This is a genomic window from Chryseobacterium sp. CH25 (assembly GCF_004119455.1).
Taxonomy (GTDB): domain Bacteria; phylum Bacteroidota; class Bacteroidia; order Flavobacteriales; family Weeksellaceae; genus Chryseobacterium.
In genome coordinates, this window is record NZ_NRQT01000003.1 from 242,580 (window position 1) to 262,947 (window position 20,368).

The following is a 20,368-nucleotide window of genomic DNA, read 5'->3' on the forward strand; positions in this document are numbered from 1 at the left end:
CCTTTATTTTTATAATAACTGAGACAATTTACTTTCCGTTAAATGTGGACATGGTATTACTGATTCCAGCAAATACAAAAGAGAGACTGGCTTTTGAAAAAGTATCTATTCTTTCTGTAAGTTTTTCTGTTTCCTCTTCATTCCATGTTCCTAATACATAGTCTACCTGGCGGCCCGCAGTAAAGTCCGCTGAAATTCCAAAACGAAGTCTTGCGTAGTTCTGAGTCTGTAAAACTTCATTGATATTCTTAAGCCCGTTATGGCCTGCATCAGAGCCTTTCCCTTTCATTCTAAGGGTTCCGAAAGGCAGTGCCAGATCATCAGTAACAATCAGTACATTTTCTAAAGGAATATTTTCTTTCTGCATCCAGTATCTCACAGCATTCCCTGATAAGTTCATATAGGTATCCGGTTTCAGAACGAAAACTTTTCGTCCTTTATACTTTCCTTCTGCCATCCAGCCAAAATTAGCTGTATTAAATGATACTTCAAGTTTCTCAGCTATTTTTTCAGCGACTTTAAAGCCTATATTATGTCGTGTATTTTCATATTCTGAGCCTTTGTTTCCGAGCCCAACGATTAAATATTTCATCAGAAATTTTTTGCAAAATTAAGGGATAAAAAATAAAAAACTCAACCTTAGGAAGATTGAGTTTAAATATTGTTGAAAAACTATTTTATTGTGGTTTATAAATATAGTATTTATCATAGCCTTTTGTCATGTAAGTCTGTAAATCGTACACATAATTTGTACTCATTACAACAGGAACCGGAATAGGTACTGTAAGATCTGTTACCGACCATCTCTTAGGGTTATTCGGAGACAGAATTAAGCTTTCTTTATCATTATTTTTAGTAGCTAACAGCCTTGAGATTTTATATCCTTTCGGTAATAAAGTGAACGGGCTGATCTGCTGATCGTAAGCATAATATTCATAGGCATATTTTTCAGTAGGTGCACCAAATACATTTGGATTATTTGATGTGATAGGTCCTGATATCTTAAGTACTTTAGATACATTATCTCCTACGTAAGTATACTCAGCTTTTGAATAATCTGTATATTTAATTGGGCCTCCTTTAACTTCTTCTCCTCTTTCCGTAGTGATAGATTCCAGTTTTGAAGTAGCAGCATTATATTTTAATGTATAAATATACTTTTCTGAAGCAAATAAAGTTTGAGGACCTGGCTTAGTAGCAGGTGGAACCGGCGGCGGTCTTCTGAAAACAGAACGGGTTTCAGAAATTAAAGTCAGCTGACTGTTATTTCCATAATTGAACTGTCTTTCATAAGATATACTGTCTTTATCCAGTTTTCCATTTCCGTCAAGATCAAGAAAACCTCTGAAGTTGATTTGGCTAATTCTGTCTCCACTGTACATGATATCGGTAATAGAAGCACTGTCTGTAATTACTCTGTTCACAAGCAATCCGCTGTACTGATATTCTGCCAGAGTACCTTTAGCTGTTACCTCTTTATATAAAGCTCTTGGGCCACTTAGCCCCTCTGTATTATTCAGATCCAAAAGAGGATTCCCGTCTTCATCCAATAAATTTTTGCAGGAATGTATTGAAGAAAAGCCTGCAATTAATAAGATAAAATAGAAAATTTGTTTCATTTCCTGGTAATTGATTATTTTTTCACAAATATAATTTTTTTTTGCATAAAAATTATATGATTATTTATATTCTGATAAGATTAACAATAACAGTCCATCTATAATTATTTAATAGATAAACTTCAGATTCTTAGGCCTGTCATTATATTTTGATATGGGTTTCGATGTTCCCGTACTGTATGAAGTGAAACCAGTAACCTGAACGGAATAATACCGGCAATCACATTAAGAAAATAGTTTTTTACCATATATTTTTAATTTGTTCAAATATAATTCAATTTTACACAACACAGGCAATATCAGCCAACAAATTCTCAAAGAACAAAGCCAATAAATAAAAAAAATCTAAAAACATAACGCTTTTAGATTCTTATTTATTATATCGGTATGAAAATTAATAAGGCTGCAATACAGATGTTGTTAAAACAGACTGTGCCATATCAGCATTAAGGGCTGCTGTATCTACCGCAGTTCCTATACCAAGTGCATTACCATTCAGTGTTCTGTTTGTACATGCTATTTTAACAGAATATTTGTTTTTTTGGGTAAGATTCTCAAGGGTTGCATTAAGGTTAAAAATCTTATAAGCTCCGCTATCTCCCTGCAATACATCAGCTCTTACTGCTTTAAGCTTATTATCTACAAAAACACCACAGGCAAACCCTGCAGACGAAGTACCGTTATTTGCTTTTTGAGCAGTCGTTTGAAATGAGAATGTCACTTTATTAGTAGCATTTGTCACGGAGAAAGTATCTACAGCCTGTGGGATTACAATCCAGCTGCTTGTTAAATCATCATTTTCATTGTATGGCACTGGGTTTCCATTGCTATTAAATGTAACTCCCGTTTGATCTGCAACTGTATTAATAGAAAACAGAGACATACTTCCCTGCCCATCAGCTATTTTAATATTTTTCCAGTCATTGGCTGACATTGTAGAATTATTATGAAAGATATCTCCGCTATTACCAGCTGATCCTTTCAATAGGTCTGTACCATTGGTTCTCAGCTCTTTTCTAACATTGATATCTCCATTTACATCTAATTTGTTAACAGGATTTGGAGTGTTTATACCGACCTGAGCCTCAACAAGCCCGATAATCAATAAAAATTGAACAAAAATATTTTTTCATAGTTGGTTTTACTTTATAATCGTGTTAAACACTTGTGGAATTTCATATACATCTACTTTCAAAGATGACTGAGCAATAAAGCTGTTAAGATTGGTACTTGTATTGGTTCCTATCGCCAGCTTTCTGTTAGAAGCATCTCCATATGAGGTAAGTCTTGAACATCCTACACTCACGATATGTTCTCCTTTGGTTAGGTTTGCTACCATTCCAATCTGATTATGCGTAAGGAAAGTAAACTGAGCACTACTTGCTTTCAGGTTATTCTGTCTCAAACTGATCAGTTTATCATCTACGAAAATACCACAGGCATAATCTATTGATGTATCAGGGGTTCCATTGGATGTAAAATTGGCCTGTACTACAGTTTCAAACTGAAAATATGCTTTACTCTCTGTACTGAAAACCTGGATTTTCTGTGATAGCCCGTTAATTTTTTTAAATGCAGTAAGGTTAGAAAAGTCCGTTCCCTTTACAAAAGCTGCTGCTTTACCAGTTCCTGATACAACTGGTGGTTGTTCACTATTTGTAAAATCAACTCCAACTTTATCTGAAAAAGAGTTATTAAAAATCAAGTAGAATTTATTCGGTTCATATTCAGGAATACGAAGAGTTTTCCAGATAGGAGCATATCCTTCACCCTGAGAAACCAATAACTGGTCATTGTTTCCAAAAGAAAGTGAGTTGTCTGTAGCATCAAGTACAGCAATTCTGTCTCTTAGATTTAAATCTCCGTTTACATCTAATTTAGCTTTTGGAGATTCAGTATTAATACCCACCTGAGCAGAAAGCATCATTCCTGCAGTGAGAAATAAAGTCGATAAAATATTTTTCATCAGTTTGTTTTAATTGGATTTATAAGTAACATACTCAATCACATCGATCTTCATGTTAGATTCTAATGTAAATGCATTGGATGCTCCATTAGAACCTTGAACATCACGGCCTATCGCAAACTGAGAATTTATATTTGAAGTATTGATCTTTCTACATGCAATTTCAAGATTCTGTACGCCCACCGGAACGTTAAGTTCTGTATAATTAAGAGTAAAGATATAATCCTGAATTCCTGCTTTTCCGCTATTATTAGTAGATGCAACTCTATCAGGACGTACTGCTACCAGCTTATCATTTCTAAAAACAGCACATGCAAAACGAACATTATCTGATGTGGTAGATTGTGGAGCTTTCATTTCAATTCCGGTTTGAAACTGATACGTAAGCCTGTTCTTGCCATTTTTAATGGTAAAGGTATTTTTAAGACCATCAATTTTCACCCACTTGCCTTTGGCAGCATCATTGATATCATCTCCAACACTATTTCTAGAAACACCGTCTCCTTGAACACTGTTAGAAAGAGTGGTAATACCTATCTGATCAGATGACAAATATGAGTTGATTAATTTGTACTGTCCCTCTTCCATGAAGGGAACATTCAATGATTTCCAAACAGGGGATTTACCTTCTCCTTGAGAAACTAAAACCTGTCCGTTTAATCCTGCATTTCCTGCCTGAGTGGAAGTTCCACCTACTCTAAGTTCTCTTCTTAAAGTAGTTTTTCCATTCACATCGAGAGTAGATTTTGGTTTAGTGGTCCCGATTCCCACCTGTGCGTTGGCGTAGAAAGATAGAAATCCAACTGCACAACTGTATATAATTTTTTTCATAATAAGGACTGCAAATGTACGAATTACGAACCTAAAAAATTCCAGTTATAGCATTTAAACCTATAGAAATAAACACATTACACGATAGAATTATTTATATGAAAAAGTAGAATTATTTCTACAAGCGCCCATTAAAAAAAACAAAACAGAATTGCACAGCACTTTAAAATGCTTCTATATGGGGATTTAACCTATGTTATTTTCTCATTAAAAAGTGACTTTAACCCCATTAAAAAGGGGGTAATTCTCATAAGCATGAATATTCTGAAAAAAAACATGATAACAATCACAAAAAACCCTATAAAAATTTATTCTTTTTATAGGGTTTAGTCTCGTTTACAGAAAACTTAGTAAATTTTAAAAACTATATTTTAATTATGCTCAATGATCGCTTTCAATAAAATATTAACCTCATCTACATTCTTCACTCTTTCTTTTCTCATCATCAGCTGATTCCCTTCTTTTCCGGATTTTTCTTTAAGCTGAGCTTCTGCAGGGTTTCTCGTCAAATAATTAATGATATGCCTGAATCTGTCTGTCTGATAGAATTTGTCCTGAGGATTACTTGGAAAATACCCTAAAAACACCCCATTTTTCATCACAATCTTTTCAAAACCGATATCTGCGGCCAACCACTTTAAAGAAACACTTTTCAGTAAGTTAACTGCTTCTTTCGGTAATGCTCCAAATCGGTCAATCAGCTCAAATTCAAACTGATGAAGATCTTTTTCATTATTAATTTCTGCTATTTTCTGATACAATAAAAGTCTCTCTTCAGTATTTGAAATATAGAAATCCGGAAGCATCAGTTCCAGATCTGTATCAATATTTACATCTTTTACAGATTTGAATAGCTTCTGTCTGTCTTCTTCGTTGTCAAATAGTTTTTCAAAATCAGCATCATCTTTCAATTCTTCAAGAGCTTCCTGCATCAGTTTCTGATAGGTTTCAAACCCCATTTCATTGATAAAGCCACTCTGTTCTGCTCCCAATAAATCTCCGGCACCTCGAATTTCAAGATCTTTCATCGCAATCTGGAAACCACTTCCAAGATCAGAAAACTGCTCAATTGCTTCCAGACGTTTTCTTGCATCAGAAGTCATCATATCATAAGGCGGAGTAATGAGATAACAGAAAGCTTTTCTGTTACTTCGTCCTACCCTTCCTCTCATCTGGTGAAGATCTGCCATTCCGAATCTTTGGGCATCATTAATAAAGATGGTATTGGCATTCGGGACATCCACTCCACTTTCAACGATCGTAGTAGAAACAAGTACATCATACTTTCCTTCCATGAAATCCAGAACATTCTTTTCCAATTGTTTACCATCCATCTGGCCATGCCCTGTAATCACCCTTGCATCAGGCACCAAGCGCTGAATAAGCCCGGCAATATCTTTCAGGTTTTCAATTCTATTGTTAATAAAATACACTTGTCCATCTCTCTGAATCTCATAAGAAATAGCATCACGAAGCAACTCTTCATTGAATCCTACCAACTGTGTATCAACCGGCTGTCTGTTGGGTGGCGGAGTTTTAATAACTGATAAATCTCTTGCCGCCATCAGGGAGAACTGCAATGTCCTTGGAATCGGGGTTGCAGTCAAAGTAAGTGTATCCACATTATTTTTCAGGGTCTTTAATTTATCTTTTACAGAAACACCAAACTTGTGTTCCTCGTCGATAATCAATAATCCAAGATCCTTAAATTTAACAGAACTGCTTGCTAACTGATGAGTTCCGATGATAATATCTACCTTTCCGTTTTTCAGATCATCCAGCGTTTCAGACTTCTGTTTGGCCGTTCTGAATCTATTGACATAACCCACGTTTACCGGGAAGTCTTTAAGTCTTTCCTTAAAACTTCTGTAATGTTGAAATGCCAGAATCGTAGTAGGAACCAATACAGCAACCTGCTTTCCATCTGTAGCCGCTTTAAATGCAGCACGAATGGCCACCTCGGTTTTACCGAAACCTACATCACCACAAACCAGTCTGTCCATCACCGTATCTGCTTCCATATCTTTTTTAACATCTACGGTAGCTTTTTCCTGATCTGGAGTATCTTCATAAATAAAGCTTGCTTCCAGCTCATTCTGCAGATAAGAATCCGGTGTATAGGCAAATCCTTTTGCGGTCTTTCTTTGGGCATATAATTGAATAAGGTCAAATGCAATCTGTTTAACCTTAGCTTTCGTTTTTTGTTTTAAAGACTTCCAAGTTGGAGAACCTAGCTTACTCAATACAATCTCTCTTCCATCCGGACCGTTATATTTTGAGATTTTATGTAAAGAATGGATGCTCACATATAATAAATCTCCGTTTTTGTAAGTAAGTTTAAAACATTCCTGAATCTTTCCATCATTATTTACCTTCACCAGTCCCATAAATTTTCCGATTCCATGATCGATATGGGCAATATAATCCCCAATCTTCAGGCTCATCAGATCTTTCAGGGTAAGCTGTTCTGATTTTGCAAAGGTATTCTTAGCTTTATATCTCTGATAACGGTCAAAAATCTGGTGATCAGTATATACCAACAATTTATGCCCATTATCTACAAACCCTTCATGTAACTCTGATTTAAAACTTTTAAAAGGAAGTTCATGTTCCAGTTCTTCAAAAATAGATTCCAGTCTTTCTTTCTGCTTTTCTGTTGAAAAAGAAATCCAGGTATCAAATCCGGCAGTCTGCTTTTCTTCAATATCTTCAATAAGAAGCTCAAAGTTTTTATGAAAAGAAGGTTGTGGGAGCTGCTCCATTTTAATCTCAGCTATTTCCTTCAATCCTTCAATAGCAACATTTCCGAAATCAACCGTTTTAAATTTTTTATAATCAAATAAAAATTCCTGATCAGAAATAAAAAGATCCTGTGGAGCTCTATGGGCGATATCTTTACTTAAAGTTTCAAATTTTTCAAGGGATTTCTCATAGAATATTTTAATCTTCTGCATCCCTACCATTCCATTCTTAGAAATCACATAACTTTCCTTAGGCAGTAACTGCAACAATGAAACCCTGCTTCCCGTCACCGAGAAGTTCATATTGGATACCAACTGAAAATCTTTCACCTTATCTACAGAAAGTTGAGTCTCGATATCAAACGTTTTGATACTTTCTACCTCATTTCCAAAAAATGTTATTCTGTAAGGCTTTTCGTAGGAATAAGAGAACACATCTACAATTCCTCCTCTTACAGAAAACTCTCCGGGTTCTGAAACAAAATCTGTCTGCTGGAAATGATAATGATTAAGCAGTTCATCTACAAAATCAAAATCCAGCTGATCGCCTACTTTTATATGATGAGAAATCGCTTTAAAGTCTTCCTTCTTCAATACCTTTTCTGATAGAGCTCCGGCATAGGCTACAATTACTTTTGGAGATCTCCCGGAATTGATTTTATTCAGCACCTCAGTTCTTAACACAAGATTGGCATTCTGAGTCCTTTCCACCTGATAGGGCTCAAGGTGGGTGGCTGGAAAATACAGTACTTTTTCTTTTCCAAGAAGATCTTCCATTTCTGTATTGGCGTACAATGCATCCTCTTTATCATCTACCAGATAAAGAATATTTTTTTCTGAACCAAAAAAAGCTCAGCCACAAAAACAGAAACTGAAGACCCTGCACTTCCCTTCACGGCAATATGCTGACTATTTTCTAACTGGGTAAAAATTTCTTTCCCGAATTCCTTTTGCATCAGATCCGGAAGGAATTTTTCGTTGATGGATTTTAACTGCATAAATAGTAATGGTATAAACGACAAAAGCGATTTCGGGAGTTTTCCGAAACCGTTTAACGCTATACAAAGGTAAGGATATTTTTTTCTTTGGTTCTAAATATGTAGACTTTTAGATTTATAATGAAACACTTAGCCATTTAAATCTTAATTTTTCACTAATTTCATTAATTACCTGTTAAAAAAATCGAATATTTTTTCATGGCATAGTGTTTGGGAATGTAAACAAACCAAACATAAAAAAGTAGTATTATGAAAAAAGCAATGAAAATTTTAGGAGTTTTGATGCTGTTCGTTTTTACAGCATTATCTTTTTCGTCGTGCAGCAAGGATGATGATCCTGCAGACAACGACTTTTTTGCAGGAACTTATAAAGGAAGTGTATCTTATAAGGATGGTGGTTCTACCAATATCAGTACTGATGCCGGAAGTATATTTGTAACGAAGATTGCCAGCGGCACCAAATATAACTTCACATTCTCAAATAGCATTCCCAGTCTCAATGGCATAGAATTTAACAAACAAGGAGATAACACATTGGTTATGGTGGGATCTACTGCCACTTCTTATATCAGAATTGATAATAATACATTACAAATTTTATACGCTCAGGATGGTAAAACATGGACAGCCAACTGTAAACGTTAATCTATTCACTATTCATATAAAAGCCTGTTCTCCTAACCGAGGGCAGGTTTTTTATTGCTCAGAAAAATACTTTAATTTTTTTTTAAGCTGTAATAAACTTTAGTTAAGTTTAAAAAACCAAAATTTTTAGCCTGCTTTTTGTATATCTTTATTCAACAAAAAATAAACAATATTCTTATGAAAAAATTATTATCAGCAATGTCATTAGTTTTAGGACTGGGCCTTGCTACTGCTCAGCAGACTGCTCCCGCTACTCATACAACTCCTGCTCCTGTAAAAGCTGCAGCTACCAAACCGGCAGAAGTAAAAGCTGCTAAACCAATGGTTGCTAAAACAGCTAAACCTGCAGAAGTGAAACCAGCCCAGCCAGCCCCTGCTGCTAAAATGAAAAAAGACGGTACTCCGGACAAAAGATACAAGGAGAACAAACATCTGAAAAAAGATGGCACACCGGACAAAAGGTATAAAGCCAATAAATAAAGCATAACATCAACATATAGTTGTTATTTTCATAATCAAATTTCGAGAAAAATCGATGGAATTTATTTCATCGGTTTTTTTATGCCTTACCTCTAAAAATGATTCCACAATTCTCTACTTATTTATAAATTTGGACCATGTTAAACTTCTTCAAGAAAAACGCAGCACTTATCTGGGCAAAAAAACATGTTCAAAAGGCAGAGGAATTCAAAAAAATGCAGAGAAAAATCAGGAAGATCTATTGATTTCTCTTGTGAACACAGCCCAGAAAACACTTTTCGGGCGGGAACATGATTTCGAAAACATCCGTTCTGTAAAGGATTTTCAGGACAGAGTTCCTGTTGCCGACTATGAAGATTTAAAGCCCTACATTGAAAGAGTAAAAAGAGGACAGGGAAATATCCTCTGGACAGATACTCCAGAATATTTTGCAAAAACTTCAGGAACAACATCAGGATCGAAATACATTCCTATCTCTAAAGAAGGAATGCCTTATCAGATTGCAGGAGCTCAGAGTGCTTTATTCCATTATATCAGCAAAAAAAACAATGCCGATTTTGTTAACGGAAAAATGATCTTCTTGCAGGGAAGTCCGGAACTGGAAGAAGTTTTCGGGATTAAAACCGGAAGGCTGTCTGGAATTGTAGCTCATCACATTCCTAATTATCTTCAGAAAAACAGACTGCCAAGCCTGGAAACCAATATCATGGAAGACTGGGAAGCTAAAGTAGATAAGATTGTTGAAGAAACAGAACACCAGAATATGACTTTGATTTCAGGGATACCGCCCTGGCTTATCATGTATTTTGAGAAACTGACTGAAAAACACGGAAAGAAAATAAAACAGCTCTTCCCTAACCTACAGCTTATTGTTACAGGCGGTGTGAATTACGAACCTTACCGTGACAAAATGGAAGACTTATTGGGTGGAAAAGTAGATATCATCCAAACCTTTCCTGCTTCTGAAGGATTTTTTGCTTTTCAGGATGATTACACAAAAGAAGGACTCTTACTGTTAACCAATCATGGTATTTTCTATGAATTTATTCCGTTGGAAGAATATGGAAAGCCCAATGCCAGAAGATTAACATTAAAAGACATTGAGCTAAATAAAGACTATGCTTTAATTCTTACAACCAACTCAGGATTATGGGCCTACTCTATTGGTGATGTCGTAAGATTTATTAATAAAAACCCTTATAGAGTTCTGGTAAGCGGAAGAACTAAACATTTCACTTCAGCTTTCGGGGAACATGTGATTGCTTTTGAAGTGGAAGAAGCTCTGAAAGCAACCCTTGAAAAATATCCGGCACAAATCACTGAATTTCATCTGGCACCACAGGTTAATCCCAACGAAGGGCTTCCTTATCATGAATGGCTGATAGAATTTGAAAAAGAACCTGAAAATGGTGAAGCATTCAGAAATGAACTGGATCAGCAGCTTAGAAACAGAAATACTTACTATGATGATCTGATTTCCGGAAATATTCTTCAAAAGCTTTATATAACAAAGCTTAAGAAAAATGCATTTCATGAATATGCAAAGTCACAGGGAAAACTGGGCGGCCAAAACAAGACTCCAAGATTAGCTAATGACAGAAATATCGCAGATTTGTTAGAAATTTACAAATTTTAGAGATATTTTTTCAATTCCAAAAACGTATATTCGAAAAAAATTATAAATTTGAAAAACTAAACGAAAATAATGAAAGCATCTGTACTGTTGAAATCATCTTTATTAACGTCTTTATTTGTTATTACATCTTGCGCTACTACAAAATACAGCGAGGATATTTCAAAAAACAACTATTCCAATCTGGAAGCCGGAAAAATTTATAAAGTTACCATGAGAGACGGGTCTCCGAAGCAGAAAATCTTATTCAGAAACATTGTTGGTGATAATCTTGTAGGTACAGCCGGAAAAAAAGACAGTACAGAAGTAATTATCCCTAAATCTAATGTAGCTGCTGTGAAAGACAGAAGAAAAGCAAGAATTGCGGCTGGTGCTACTATCATTGGTGCGGCAGGTGTTGCTGCTATCATCATCAGTTCTTCAAGAGCTGACTAAAATAGATTTTATCTTTTGATATATATTTAATATATCTTTCAAAAAACAATATACAGATAGCCCTAAATAAATTTTTAGGGCTATTTTTGTTCATGATTTCCTTTACCCCGTTACAAACCCTACAAAATGTTGAGTTCAGAAATCTTCTTACCGGGAGATTTTTTATTGTTTTAGCCTTTAGGATGCTTGCTACCTTATTAGGATGGTGGGTATACCAGTTAACCAAAGATCCTTTTTCAATTGGCCTTATAGGACTTTCCGAAGTTATTCCTGCGGTAAGCTGCGCCTTATATGCCGGACACGTTATTGACATGAATGAAAAAAAGAGATTATTGCTTATCTGCAATTACGTCTATATCTTTCTGATCGGATTACTTTTAATCCCTGCTTTCTTTAATGTTCAAATGCATTTTACAGGACATGAGATTACCTATTATATTTATGGTGTAATATTCTTTACAGGAATTGCAAGAGCTTTTATCGGGCCTATTGTTCCTTCTATGATTCCTAAAATTGTAAAGAAAGAAAACTTACCGAATGCTGTTACCCTTAACCAGGCAACGTTTCTTATTTCTTCCGTATGCGGACATGCGATTGGTGGGCTTCTTATTGGATATATCGGTGTACAATGGACACTGGTTGTAATTTTATCTCTAATATTTATTGCCTCTCTGTTTTTCTGGCAGCTTAACAAGCAATATTCAGAATATAAAAAAGAAACGGTGGATGTTGTGGAAAGTATGCGTGAGGGAATTTCCTATATTTTTAAAACAAAGGAAATTCTGGGAGCTTTATGCCTTGATATGTTTGCTGTACTTTTTGGTGGAGCCGTAGCAATGATTCCGGTATTTGCCACAGATATTCTGAATTCAGGAGCCGAAGGATTCGGTTTACTGAATGCAGCTTCTGATATTGGATCCATGTGTATTATTACACTTTTATCTATTGTTCCTTTACGAAAAAACCAGGGAAAAATACTTCTTGCCGTTGTTACAGGGTTTGGGCTCTGCATCATAGGATTTGGATTATCCAAGCTTTATTGGCTTTCATTTATGTTTCTGGTACTAAGCGGAATGCTTGATGGTATTTCTGTAGTGATCAGAGGAACTATTGTACAGCTTAAAACTCCTGACCATATAAGAGGACGTGTATTGAGTGTGAATTCCATATTCATTATGTCCAGCAATGAGATGGGACAATTTGAAAGTGGATTAATGGCTAAAGTATTAGGCGTGGTTCGCTCTGTCGTCTTTGGCGGATGCATGACTGTCCTGATCGCACTAATTGTTGGAAGCACTAACCCAAAGCTAAGAAAGATGCAATATTAATAAACTTATCATCTATTATTTGAAAACCACCTAAAACAAATAAAATTAATCATATACAAAACAAGGATAGAACTTTTTCTATCCTTGTTTTTATTTTACACCTAGTTTATTCTAAAACAAAAAGCTTTTTAAATCTCAAATTAAATCACAAAAACAGACAACCATTACAATCTTCACATATTTACACCAATCAATAAAAATACAATATCACAAAACAACACCACACATTCTTTAAATACATATCAAAATATCTTACGAAACATTAATAATTTCATATATTTGCTAGAAATATCCCCTTTATGAATAAAATTTTACTTATTTTAAGCTTTTTCGTGACTGGCTTATGGGTAAATGCCCAGGCTTTTACCGACAAGGCATTACAACAAAGCGCGACACAGCTCAACACCGCCAATACTGAAGGTGATTTCGACAAACTGTTTAAGAAATTTACTGAAACCAAAACTTCTGAAAAATGGCAGGCTGGATACTATGCTGCAGTATCTATGTATCTTAAAGCAGAATTACAATTAAAAAAGTCTCCAGCTTCAGCTATTGAACCCAATGCCACCGCCGGAAAATATGCACTGGGAGCATCACTTTCTCAACCGGAAAATCCAGAAATAAACATCCTTTTGGGTCTCATCACTCTGCAAAGCTTACAGACAGGGGCATACAGATACCCTTCAAAAGGAGAACAGGCCCTTTCTGAATACATTTTAAAAGCAGAAAGTTCTGAACCTAACAATCCCAGACTAGCTATTCTAAAAGCAAAGTCAGCTGAAAAATCCGGCAACAAAACTGATGCTGATGCCCAATATCAGAAGGCAGCATCCGGATTAGACGCCGCACCGGGATGGGGTAAACAACTTATCCAAACGAACAAATAACTTAAGGATTCAATTTTAAATCGGTCAAAATGAAAAAATATCTACTGATTTTTCTAATTTTCATTACCCAAATGGTTTTTGCACAGCAGGACTGTATCACCGCTATACCAATCTGTAGTGATTCAGAAATCGCACTTAAACCTAACGGGCCAGGAAGCGTAAAAGAGGGAAGCGGTTGCGTGAGCTCTGAGAGTAATTCTATCTGGTTCACATTCAGCATACAAACAGCAGGAACCCTTACCTTCCTCATTACCCCAACAGGCCCAAGTGCACCTAAAATCGATTACGACTTTGCATTATACGGCCCTAACCACAGCTGCGCCAACATCAGTGAAACACCACTAAGATGTTCATACGCAGGACTTACATCTTCTATCACTCCACCTCTTACCGGTCTTGATATGACCTCCACAGAGACTACGGAAGGTGGCGGCGGTACCGGCTTTGTAAAATATATTGACGTACTTCCCGGACAAGTTTATCATTTACTTTTAAATAACTTCTCTGCAGAAGTATCTCCTTTCAAATTAAGTTTTGGAGGAACAGCAACATTACTTACTCCATTTGATAATAATTCATTAAAAATCTATCAACCATTCCCATTCCTAAAACCAGGAGCCAACAGTGACGGAAATATTGACGTTTGTGGTAATCCTGTAACATTTGATTTTGCTACATTATCAAATCATATCAGAAACAACAACCCGAATTTCGTTATAAAATATTATCGTAGCGCGGCTGATGCAGCAAGTGATTACGATCCTATCACAACCCCTATTCCGGTTAACCCAACTACTAAGTACACCTACTCTATCTCTTATGTTGACCCAACTAAACCTGTCAACTTCTTAAATCAATGTAGAGAATTTGGAGATATAAGATTTTTTGACAGATCTTATGCTCTGACTCCTGGAGAAATTACTTCATGTAGCAACAACAACTCAGGAACAGCGGAATACGACTTAACTTCAGTTAATATAGGTCTTACTCCTAATCTTAATGTAAAGTACTACCCTTCAATGTATGACCTTGACCACGTCATCAACGAAATAACCAATCCTTATCAGTATATCTCTGCAGAAGGATCAGTATTTGTAAAAGCAACCAATGAATATGGATGTATTACAATTACGGAAATTAAATTAAAATTCCACCCGCTGGTAAAAGTACTGGACAACGCTGGACTGACTCAATGTCATATAGAATCAAATCCTTCTATGGGATTATTCAATCTTGATGACGCTCCTGTTATAGCACCAGGCTGGACAACAAAGAAGAAATATTATCCCTCGATGGCTGATGCAGTAGATGCAACCAATGAAATCCTGAATTACAAAACCTATATTGCTCCAAATGGCGTAGTGTATGTAAGAGTATATGATGACCTTGGATGCTTCAATGTTGCTAAAGTAACTCTTAAAGTAATTCCACCGGTAAAATCTGCTATTCTTAAGGACAAAATGATCTGTATGGAAGATAAAACCACTCTGGATGCAGGCCCTGGATTTACAAAATATGAATGGAGCACCGGAGCAACTACACAAAGTATCAGCAATGTAGGTGTTGGCACTTACTGGGTAAAACTTACAACCAGAGATAACTGTTCCACTGTTCAGGCTGTAACAGTATACCCTTCTGAACAACCGGTAATTACCAGCATTGATGTATCTACAACCAATCTTACAGTAAACGTAACAGGCGGAACTCCTGATTATAAATACTCTATAGACAATGTTACATGGCAGGATTCTAATGTATTCAACAATGTAGCAAGAGGCAATTACAAAGTTTACGTAAAGGATGCTTATGACTGTGATCCTATTATCGTTGAAGCTCTGGTACCTAACATCGTAAATGTTATTACACCAAATGGAGATGGTATTAACGACGTCATGGACTACTCTGCAATTGCAGGTAAGCTAAATCTGACATTAAATATTTTTGACAGATATGGCGTAAAAATTCACCAGGCCGACAAATCCAACGGATACAAATGGGACGGTACTGTTGCAGGCAAAAAGATCCCTACAGGTACTTACTGGTATTCTTTAACCTGGAATGAGAATGACAAAAAGAACACACCGTTCAAATTCTCAGGATGGGTTATCCTGAAAAACAGAGAGTAATCCCCAAATCATACAATAAAGAATCACCTCAATTGAGGTGATTTTTTTATCAACATACTCAACCGCTCTATTAATCGCATTTTCACAAAGACTGCGAATAATTTGTTGAATACTATTTTTTTAATATTTTTTAAATAAGCTATCTTTGCACCATGGCGCAGAAAGAAACATTATCATCCCTTACACACGGAAACTTTGCAAAAGAGCTGTCTATTGCGGATGGAAAAATGCCTCCTAATGCAGTGGATTTCGAAAGACTTGTTATCGGAACTTTTTTGATTGACAAAAAAGGTCTTGACCATTCCATTGACCTCCTTACTCCGGAAGTATTTTACGACCCCAGACACCAGATCATTTTTTCTACCATCCTAAAACTTTACGAAGGTAACCATCCTGTAGATTTAATGACCATTATCCAGGATCTTAAAAAAGAGGATAAGCTAAGTCAGGCAGGAGGAGATCATTATATTATTGACCTTACCATGGGAGTAAGTTCATCTGCCCATATTGAATATCACGTTCGTGTTATTCTTGAAAAATATATTCTGAGAAGTCTTATTAATGTTTCTGCGAATGTAATTGATTCTTCCTATAAAGAATCAACCGATGTATTTGAACTTCTGGACAAAGCAGAACAGTCTTTCTTTGAAATCACCAACGGAACCATTAAAAAAGGTTTTGACACTGCCAATTCACTTGTAAAACAAGCGATTGACACTATTAAATCTTTAAAAGATAAACAGGGACTTTCCGGAGTACCTTCAGGATTCCGTGATGTAGACAAGGAGACAGGTGGCTGGCAGAATTCCGACCTTATTATCATTGCTGCACGTCCGGCGATGGGAAAAACTGCATTTCTTCTTTCCATGGCAAGAAATATTGCTGTAGGTCACAAAATTCCAATGGCATTATTCTCTCTCGAGATGGCCTCGGTACAGCTAATTACCAGAATGATTGCTTCTGAAACAAGAATCTCATCTGAAAAACTCAGAAAAGGAACTCTTGATGATGAAGAATGGCAAAGACTGTTCTCCAACGTATCTGAATTGGAAAATGCGCCTTTATATATTGACGAAACCCCATCTCTTTCAATCTTTGACTTCCGTGCAAAATGCCGAAGACTGGTAATGCAACATGGTGTAAGACTGATAATGGTGGACTACCTTCAGCTTATGACCGCCGGTAGTGGCGGGAAAGGAGTTGGAAACCGTGAACAGGAAATCTCCATGATCTCCCGTTCATTAAAAGCAATTGCAAAAGAATTGAATGTTCCTGTAATTGCACTTTCTCAGCTTTCACGTAGTGTGGAAACACGTCCCGGAAAAAGACCTCAGCTTTCGGATCTAAGGGAATCCGGAGCGATTGAGCAGGATGCGGATATTGTATCTTTCATTTTCAGACCGGAATACTATAAAATTACCGTTTGGGATAATGATGAAGAAGGACAGGAAACCTCTACAGAAAACCAAGCCGAATTAATTATTGCAAAACACAGAAATGGTGCTACAGCAGATGTAAGACTATCTTTCCTGAAACATTTTGCAAAATTCGGTGATATTGAAGCAGCTCTGGATGGCGGCATGGGTGGCGGCTATCCTTCAAACTTTGGTGAGCCAAGTGGATTTGACAAAATCAAGACTACTATTCAACCGGGAGCGGCATTTGATCTTCCGGACAGCTCAAAACTATCAGGATCTTCAATGAATGATTTTGATGATGATGATGACTTCCCGTTTTAAACCATTCAATTTTATAAAGCAGATTTGAAAATCGAAATTTATACAGACGGTGCATGCAGCGGAAACCCCGGAAAAGGCGGGTATGGAATTCTTATGCGTGTTCCTGAAAAAAATTATCAGAAAACATTCTCTAAAGGGTTCCGAAAAACCACCAACAACAGAATGGAACTCCTTGCTGTAATTACTGCACTGGAAAAATTAAAGTCTACAGAAAACGACATTCACGTGTACACCGACAGTAAGTATGTGGCAGATGCTGTGAATCAGAATTGGATTACCGGATGGATCAAAAGAGGCTGGAAAAATGTAAAGAACCCAGACCTCTGGAAAAAATTCATTGAACTTTACAACCAACACAAACCTACAATGCATTGGGTAAAGGGACATGCCGGCCACTTTGAAAATGAACTTTGTGATAAATTAGCTGTTGCAGCTGCCAGTTCTCCCGATTTGGAAATTGATACTTATTTTGAAGGACTTGATAGCAATTCTCTCTTTTAATTTAATTAACATAAATCCGAAATAACGCGTACAAATTTCACTACTTTATCATAATAAATATTATTTTCTGAATAATTTTTAATTTTTTTAACAAAATTAACACGGAATATCTATTTTTTAATTGGGATTTAATATATTTACCAAGAATTAAATTCCCAGTGAAATGAATAAAAATTTATTATTTTACTTCTCAATTCTTCTACTCTCTCTATCTGGAATATCCTTCGCCCAGACCTACCAACTCACCGGAAATCCCATTAACACTACAGGATGGACTGTTGTACCCACTGCTACAACTAGCGGCGACTTCGTTATGCTTACTGATGACGTTGGAAGTAAATCCGGAGCAATAAAACTTAATGATCCTATCAACCTGAAATACTGCGATAAATGGAAAGTCGAATTTGACTTCAGAATTAACGGAAATGGAATACCCGGATTTGGAAAGGGTGATGGGTTTGCCTTTTGGTATCTTGCCAACCCACCCATAACAAGCCAACAGGGATCAGGATTAGGAATTCCACAAAATGCAATTGGTTTTATGGTTGGTTTTGACATCTACAACAATACAACCAGTGCTCAAATGAGCAAAGTGCATATCGCTTATGGTGTAGTTCCTAACACTACAGACACCAACAATATTGAATTTTTCAATACACCCGGAAGTTCTTTTCACTCTGCAGACCTCAACCCAACGCAACCTTTCGTAGGAGACACTTATAAACACGTTGAAGTAACTGGTGAAACAGATCCTGCCAACCCAACAAGCTGGATCATTACTGTAAAAATGGATGGTACCATTATCACCTCTCAATCTTTTGCTCCTTCGGGCGGAGCTGCTACAATGACGCAGGGGTACTTTGGTTTCTCAGCCTCTACAGGTGGAGCTTCAGCGAGAAATTCTATTAAAAATGTAAAAATATATACTGATAAAGTATCAATTCTAAAAAACTTAATCACTCAATCCTTCTGTCCCAATCCCACTACCGGATATGGCAGCGTGAATTTAACGGATTTCAATGTTCAGTTTGTTTCAAATCCTAGCAATTATACTTTCAAATATTACCCTCAAGGCAGTTCAACTCCTATTACCAACCCTACCAGTTATGATTTTAACACCAATACAACCGTAACTGTAGTTATTAAAGATAATGCAGGCGTACTTTGCGACAATCCTGATGGAAAAATCCAACTGGATCTGGCTCCTTTTAAAGCTAACGACAAAACACTTACTGAATGTAATAACAATAAAGCAGGAACTGCCACTTTCAATTTAAACACGGCAAATGTAACAGATGTACCGGGGGGTACAAAAAAATACTACAAAACACTCAATGATTTAAATTCCGGAAACAATGAAATTTTATCTCCGGACGCCTACCTATCTGCTCCGGGAACAGTATATGTAAAAGTAACTACTCCACTGGGATGTACGGGTACAGCAAAAATCACCCTTACCTTTTATCCTGAAACTGCAGTAAGAGACGATACTATTCAATCCTGTTTTATTGAAAATAATATATTTAGTGCAGTATTTAATTTAACAACAGCCAATGTAACATCTTTAACCACCGGTGTTATTAAAAAATATTACACAACAGTTGCCAATGCCGTTAATGGCACCAACGAGATTACCGACCCTTATCAATATACCTCAGCAAGCACTACTGTATATGCAAAAGTAACGGATACCAACGGATGTTTTGCCATTGCTAAGATCAATCTTGTTGTACTTCCACCTGTTAAATCTTCAATCCTTAAAGACAAAACCATCTGTATAGAAAACAGAACCGACTTAGATGCAGGTCCTGGTTTTGACTCATATTTATGGAGTACAGGAGCTACCACTCCTTCTATAAAAGACTTGGGCGTAGGAACTTATTGGGTTAAACTAAAAACAGGCAACTGTATCACCACACAAATTGTCAACGTACTCCCTTCTACCAATCCTGTGATAGCCAGCATTGATATCCACAACAATTCAATCACAGTAAATGTTTCAGGGGGAAGAGCTCCTTATCAATATTCAATTGACGGAATTCATTGGCAGGCATCAAATACTTTTACAGGACTGCCTAGAGGAGAAGTAAAGGTTTTTGTAAAAGATTTCTATAACTGCTCTCCCATTGAAGTTCAGATTACCGTTCCGAACCTGATCAATGCAATCACTCCCAACGGAGACAACAAGAATGACTTCATTGACTATTCTGCTTTAGCTTATAAGAAAAACTTAGTCTTCATAGTATATGACAGGTATGGAAACAAACTTTATGAAGCTAATAAAATCAGAAACTATACTTGGGATGGAAGAGCATATGGTAAAAAAATACCTTCTGCTACCTACTGGTATACAATCTCATGGAATGAAAATGATAAAAACAATACTGAAACAAAATACTCAGGTTGGGTATTGGTAAAAAACATAGAATAAAACTTTAA

14 protein-coding genes and 2 pseudogenes are annotated in these 20,368 nt (G+C 36.3%); 10 read left to right on the forward strand and 6 right to left on the reverse strand.

Annotation, left to right across the window (positions count from 1 at the left end):
* Positions 1-28 precede the first annotated feature (28 nt).
* The 6 genes and pseudogenes from pth to mfd form a co-directional block, all read right to left on the reverse strand.
* Complete coding sequence (pth, locus tag BOQ64_RS09300; protein ID WP_129057837.1) at positions 29-592, reverse strand: aminoacyl-tRNA hydrolase; 564 nt, start codon at positions 590-592, stop codon at positions 29-31.
* 85 nt (positions 593-677) lie between these two features.
* A complete protein-coding gene (locus BOQ64_RS09305) occupies positions 678-1,619 on the reverse strand; it encodes a hypothetical protein (RefSeq protein WP_129057838.1) in 942 nt (313 codons plus the stop codon).
* 394 nt (positions 1,620-2,013) lie between these two features.
* Positions 2,014-2,724 (reverse strand): hypothetical protein, encoded by a 711-nt coding sequence (locus BOQ64_RS09310; protein WP_228448287.1) that lies wholly within the window; start codon positions 2,722-2,724, stop codon positions 2,014-2,016.
* A 36-nt stretch (positions 2,725-2,760) separates the two neighbouring features.
* Entirely contained in the window at positions 2,761-3,585 is an 825-nt protein-coding gene (locus tag BOQ64_RS09315) for a hypothetical protein (protein WP_129057839.1), read from the reverse strand.
* A 9-nt stretch (positions 3,586-3,594) separates the two neighbouring features.
* The gene (locus tag BOQ64_RS09320) at positions 3,595-4,416 is read right to left on the reverse strand and encodes a hypothetical protein (RefSeq protein WP_129057840.1); all 822 of its coding nucleotides are present in this window, start codon (positions 4,414-4,416) and stop codon (positions 3,595-3,597) included.
* 371 nt (positions 4,417-4,787) lie between these two features.
* Positions 4,788-8,155: pseudogene (gene mfd / locus BOQ64_RS09325) on the reverse strand (transcription-repair coupling factor).
* 249 nt (positions 8,156-8,404) lie between these two features.
* On the opposite strand from mfd, the gene BOQ64_RS09330 reads away from it, so the two are divergent.
* The 10 genes and pseudogenes from BOQ64_RS09330 to BOQ64_RS09375 all read left to right on the forward strand — a co-directional run bounded on the left by BOQ64_RS09330 (position 8,405) and on the right by BOQ64_RS09375 (position 20,360).
* Positions 8,405-8,800: a hypothetical protein gene (locus BOQ64_RS09330; protein WP_129057841.1), complete on the forward strand. Its 396-nt coding sequence runs from the start codon at positions 8,405-8,407 to the stop codon at positions 8,798-8,800.
* Between the two features lie 177 nt (positions 8,801-8,977).
* Positions 8,978-9,280: a hypothetical protein gene (locus tag BOQ64_RS09335; protein ID WP_129057842.1), complete on the forward strand. Its 303-nt coding sequence runs from the start codon at positions 8,978-8,980 to the stop codon at positions 9,278-9,280.
* Positions 9,281-9,417: 137 nt separating this feature from the next.
* Positions 9,418-10,916 (forward strand): annotated as a pseudogene (locus BOQ64_RS09340) (GH3 auxin-responsive promoter family protein).
* Positions 10,917-10,985: 69 nt separating this feature from the next.
* The gene (locus tag BOQ64_RS09345) at positions 10,986-11,348 is read left to right on the forward strand and encodes a hypothetical protein (protein ID WP_129057843.1); all 363 of its coding nucleotides are present in this window, start codon (positions 10,986-10,988) and stop codon (positions 11,346-11,348) included.
* Positions 11,349-11,440: 92 nt separating this feature from the next.
* Positions 11,441-12,676 (forward strand): MFS transporter, encoded by a 1,236-nt coding sequence (locus BOQ64_RS09350; protein WP_129057844.1) that lies wholly within the window; start codon positions 11,441-11,443, stop codon positions 12,674-12,676.
* A gap of 299 nt (positions 12,677-12,975) precedes the next feature.
* A complete protein-coding gene (locus tag BOQ64_RS09355) occupies positions 12,976-13,563 on the forward strand; it encodes a hypothetical protein (RefSeq protein ID WP_129057845.1) in 588 nt (195 codons plus the stop codon).
* Positions 13,564-13,592: 29 nt separating this feature from the next.
* Complete coding sequence (locus BOQ64_RS09360) at positions 13,593-15,689, forward strand: T9SS type B sorting domain-containing protein (protein ID WP_129057846.1); 2,097 nt, start codon at positions 13,593-13,595, stop codon at positions 15,687-15,689.
* Positions 15,690-15,841: 152 nt separating this feature from the next.
* The gene (gene dnaB, locus BOQ64_RS09365; protein WP_129057847.1) at positions 15,842-17,428 is read left to right on the forward strand and encodes a replicative DNA helicase; all 1,587 of its coding nucleotides are present in this window, start codon (positions 15,842-15,844) and stop codon (positions 17,426-17,428) included.
* A gap of 24 nt (positions 17,429-17,452) precedes the next feature.
* Positions 17,453-17,929 (forward strand): ribonuclease HI, encoded by a 477-nt coding sequence (gene rnhA, locus BOQ64_RS09370; RefSeq protein ID WP_129057848.1) that lies wholly within the window; start codon positions 17,453-17,455, stop codon positions 17,927-17,929.
* A 163-nt stretch (positions 17,930-18,092) separates the two neighbouring features.
* Complete coding sequence (locus BOQ64_RS09375) at positions 18,093-20,360, forward strand: T9SS type B sorting domain-containing protein (RefSeq protein WP_129057849.1); 2,268 nt, start codon at positions 18,093-18,095, stop codon at positions 20,358-20,360.
* Positions 20,361-20,368: the final 8 nt, after the last annotated feature.